This window comes from Pseudomonas sp. AGC41 (assembly GCF_057334555.1).
In genome coordinates, this window is record NZ_JBHFJB010000106.1 from 14904 (window position 1) to 18717 (window position 3814).

At 61.2% G+C, this 3814-nt stretch carries 3 protein-coding genes; 1 reads left to right on the plus strand and 2 read right to left on the minus strand.

The annotated features are described in order from the left end of the window. Positions 1–140 precede the first annotated feature (140 nt). Positions 141–2318: a malate synthase G gene (locus ACE04F_RS18470; protein ID WP_486108926.1), complete on the minus strand. Its 2178-nt coding sequence runs from the start codon at positions 2316–2318 to the stop codon at positions 141–143. 527 nt (positions 2319–2845) lie between these two features. Here ACE04F_RS18470 and ACE04F_RS18475 point away from each other — a divergent pair. Then, a complete protein-coding gene (locus ACE04F_RS18475) occupies positions 2846–3364 on the plus strand; it encodes a glycine cleavage system transcriptional repressor (RefSeq protein WP_486108928.1) in 519 nt (172 codons plus the stop codon). Between the two features lie 217 nt (positions 3365–3581). Here the strand turns inward: ACE04F_RS18475 and ACE04F_RS18480 are convergent. Continuing rightward, the coding region (locus ACE04F_RS18480) for an EamA family transporter (RefSeq protein WP_486108930.1) at positions 3582–3814 on the minus strand (233 nt) is incomplete at its 5' end.

Consider the following 3814-nt stretch of genomic DNA (forward strand, 5'->3'; position numbering starts at 1 on the left):
CCCCCCCCCCCCCCCCCCCCCCCCCACGGAAGCCTGTCCAGGCCTGAAACTGTTGCAAACTTTCGGGACTGAACAGCCCGCATGAAAAAGCCCTGACCTTTCGATCAGGGCTTTTTTATTTGCCGCATGTTACCGCTCAATCACAACCCATTGGCTGCCTTGAACTCGCGACGACGACGGTGCAGCACCGGCTCGGTATAGCCGTTTGGTTGCCTGGTCCCTTCGATCACCAGTTCGACCGCCGCCTGGAAGGCGATGTTGCTGTCGAAGTCCGGCGCCAGCGGGCGGTATAGCGGGTCGCTGGCGTTCTGGCGGTCGACCACCGGTGCCATGCGCTTGAGGCTTTCCATCACCTGGTCCCGGGTGACGATGCCGTGGCGCAGCCAGTTGGCGATGTGCTGGCTGGAGATCCGCAGCGTTGCACGGTCCTCCATCAGGCCGATGTCGTTGATGTCCGGCACCTTGGAGCAGCCCACGCCCTGGTCGATCCAGCGCACCACGTAGCCAAGGATGCCCTGGGCATTGTTGTCCAGTTCATGCTTGATCTGCTCGGGCGTCCAGTTCGGGTTGACCGCCAGCGGGATGGTCAGGATGTCGTCGACCGAGGCGCGGGCACGCTTGGCCAGCTCGGCCTGGCGGGCGAATACATCGACCTTGTGATAGTGCAGCGCGTGCAGGGCGGCAGCGGTCGGCGATGGGACCCATGCCGTGTTGGCGCCCGCCATCGGGTGGGCGATTTTCTGCTCGAGCATCGCGGCCATCAGGTCCGGCATGGCCCACATGCCCTTGCCGATTTGCGCGCGGCCTTGCAGACCGGTGCTCAAACCGATGTCGACGTTCCAGTTTTCGTACGCGGCGATCCACTTCTCGGCCTTCATGTCGGCCTTGCGGACCATCGGGCCGGCTTCCATGGACGTGTGGATTTCGTCGCCGGTGCGGTCGAGGAAGCCGGTATTGATGAATACCACGCGCTCGCTGGCCGCCTTGATACACGCCTTGAGGTTGACCGTGGTACGGCGCTCCTCATCCATGATTCCGACTTTCAGCGTGTTGCGCGGCAGGTTCAGCACGTCTTCGACGCGGCCGAACAGCTCGTTGGTAAACGCCGCTTCTTCCGGGCCATGCATCTTCGGCTTGACGATGTACACCGAGCCGGTGCGGCTGTTGCGGCGCGAGGTGTTGCCGTTGAGGCTGTGGATCGCGGCCAGGCTGGTGATCAGGCCGTCGAGGATGCCTTCCGGCACTTCATTGCCGTCCTTGTCCAGGATTGCGTCAATGGTCATCAGGTGACCGACGTTGCGCACGAACAAAAGCGAACGGCCGTGCAGCGTCACGCTCGACCCGTCCGCGGCGGTGTAGACGCGGTCAGGGTTCATGGTCCGGGTAAACGTCTGGCCGCCCTTGGCGACTTCTTCCGACAGATCGCCTTTCATCAAGCCGAGCCAGTTACGGTAGATCACCACCTTGTCATCGGCATCTACGGCGGCGACCGAGTCTTCGCAATCCATGATGGTGGTCAGCGCGGCTTCCATCAGGATGTCTTTGACGCTGGCGGCGTCGGTCTGCCCGACCGGAGTGCTGGCGTCGATCTGGATTTCGAAGTGCAGGCCGTTGTGCTTGAGCAGCACCGCGCTCGGCGCCGACGTCTCGCCCTGGAAACCGATCAGTTGGGCATCGTCGCGCAGGCCGCTGTTGCTGCCGCCCTTGAGAGTCACGACGAGCTTGCCATCGACGATCTTGTAGGCAATGGAATCGACGTGGGAGCCGGCCGCCAACGGGGCTGCTTCGTCGAGAAAGGCGCGGGCGAAGGCGATGACCTTGTCGCCGCGGACCTTGTTGTAGCCTTTGCCTTTCTCCGCGCCATCGGCTTCGCTGATCGCATCGGTGCCGTACAGCGCGTCGTACAGCGAACCCCAGCGGGCGTTCGAGGCGTTGAGGGCGAAACGGGCATTCATCACCGGCACCACCAGCTGCGGGCCGGCCATGCGGGCAATTTCGTCGTCGACATTCTGGGTCGTGGCCTGGAAATCCGCCGCTTCTGGCAGCAGGTAACCAATGTCTTGCAGGAAGGCGTTGTAAGCCACGGCGTCGTGGGCCTGGCCGGCACGAGCCTGGTGCCAGGCATCGATCTGCGCCTGGAAATCGTCGCGCTTGGCGAGTAGGGCTTTGTTCTTCGGTGCCAGGTCATGGATGACCTTGTCGGCGCCGGCCCAGAATGCGTCGGCGGTGAGGCCGGTTCCGGGAATGGCTTCGTTATTCACGAAGTCGAACAGGACTTTGGCGACCTGCAGGCCACCGACTTGAACGTGTTCAGTCATTGCTTGCCTCACTCTGCTCAGCTATTGCGCTTTTCAGCTCTTCGATTTGGACAATGAAGCCTCGGGACATTTAAACCACAAACCCCCGGACCAGTACATGCCATTGCTGGCGGCTGGGTTAAGCCTTGCTGACGGGGCTTTCAGGGGTGCGACTGGCCTGGGCAGACATCGGTGCAACATTAGGCATTGCGGTTATGTAGTGCCCGCTGCGGCATACTACATGATCAGTTACGGTTGTGAAAATCAGACTAATTGCGTCGTTCCGCGACCGACCAAAGCACTACAGTCACAGCGCGGAACCGGATGTTCTCAAAAAAACGATGGATTGTTCCAGATAAATATAAGGTTCGTACACATTTCCCTGTGGCGAGGGAGCTTGCTCCCGCTTCAGTGCGCAGCACTGAACCAGCGATTTACGATCGTTACGCAGTCCAGGGCCGAGCAAGCTCCTTAACCCAAAAGCGCGCGACTGTGCTGATTTCCCGCCTTGCCTATACTGTCCGTTCCATCAACAGAAGGGCTGCGCCATGGACCATCTCGTCATCACCGTTTTCGCCCCGGACAAACCCGGGCAGGTCGAGCGCATCGCTGAGTGTATTGCCGAGCACGGCGGCAACTGGCTGGAAAGCCGTATGTCGCACCTCGCCGGGCAATTCGCCGGGATCCTGCGTCTCAGCGCCCCGGCTGAATCTCATGAAGAACTGATCGAGGCTTTGCATGGGCTGGCGGCCCATGGCATTCGTGTGCTGATTGCCGAAAATGCGATTGAAGAATCCTGCACCTGGAAACCCATCGCCATGGAACTGGTGGGCAATGACCGTCCCGGCATCGTGCGCGACATCACGCGCTTGTTGAGCGGGGAAGGGGTGAACGTCGAGCGGCTGGTTACCCATGTCCGACCCGCGCCGATGAGCAGCGAATTGTTATTTCATGCCGAGGCGATTCTCGGGGTGCCCTTGACCTTGTCGCTGGACACCCTGCAGGAGCGCCTGGAAACCCTGGCCGATGAATTGATGGTCGAGCTGAAACTCAGCGACGAAAGCTGACGCAGGTTATCCAAGGAAAAGCTGCACCTGCCTGTGGATAACCTGTAGAGACCCGGCGCCAGCCCAGGCCCGCCGTGCCTCAGCCAGTGATGGTCAAAAATTCACCAGTTTTCAAAGGCTTGTGCACAAACGCCGGGGATCACGTTGTGGATAACCTTGGGAAGGATGCGCGCAGGCCACGCCGGACGTGGCCTGTAGGGATGTGTTGGTTTTTTGATCAGGTGCGCCGACGCATGCTGACCACCGCGTCGATGCTGTACACCGCGAGACCGGCCCAGATGAACAGGAACGCCACCAGCGTGCTGGACGACAAATGTTCGTCAAACAGAAGCACCGCGAGCAGCAGCACGAGCGTCGGCGCGATGTACTGCAAGAAGCCCAGCGTGGTGTAGGGCAGGTGCCGCGCCGCCGCGTTGAAGCAGACCAGAGGCACCAGCGTCACGGGGCCGG